The 564-nt window shown below is 42.4% G+C and carries 1 protein-coding gene; it reads left to right on the top strand.

Annotated features, from left to right (window positions below; translation table 11 throughout):
* A partial coding sequence (locus R7Z49_RS26765) for a cation:proton antiporter (protein WP_318112699.1) occupies positions 1–523 on the top strand: 523 nt, incomplete at its 5' end.
* Between the last annotated feature and the right edge of the window lie 41 nt (positions 524–564).

A 564-nucleotide genomic window follows, 5' to 3' on the forward strand; every position in this document is an offset into this window, starting at 1 on the left:
GACACGCTTTATTGGCTTCTCTAAAGAGAGTGAAGACCACCTAGACCACTTCTGGGAGTTAGTAGATGAGTTTCTAAACGGCGTGCTATTCCTATTAATTGGTATGTCGATGCTGCTATTTAAATTCCATGAAGAAGACTGGATAATGATGGCAATTGCAGTCCCTCTGGTGCTAGCCTCTCGCTATCTCAGCGTCTTTATCTCATACATAGGCTTTAAACGTTACAGAAAATACAACCCATGGTCAGTAAAGATTCTGACTTGGGGTGGTCTACGTGGCGGCCTAGCGCTAGCAATGGCACTTTCAATTCCATCAGGGATTTGGGTGGTTCAAGACAAGCTGATCGATGTAAAAGAGATCATCCTTGTAATGACTTATTCGGTTGTGGTGTTCTCTATCCTTATTCAAGGTTCAACCATTACACCAATGATTGAAAAGGCGAAAGCTGAAGAAAAAAAGATGGAAGATGAAAAGCTAGCTCAAAGCTCTTTAGCAGAACAAAGGGAACAAAAAGAAGCCTAATTCCACTCTCCCCCATATAAAAAAGCAGCCCTTAGGCTGCT

It is taken from the genome of Vibrio sp. 1562, assembly GCF_033340155.1.
GTDB classification, from domain to species: Bacteria; Pseudomonadota; Gammaproteobacteria; order Enterobacterales; family Vibrionaceae; genus Vibrio; species Vibrio alginolyticus.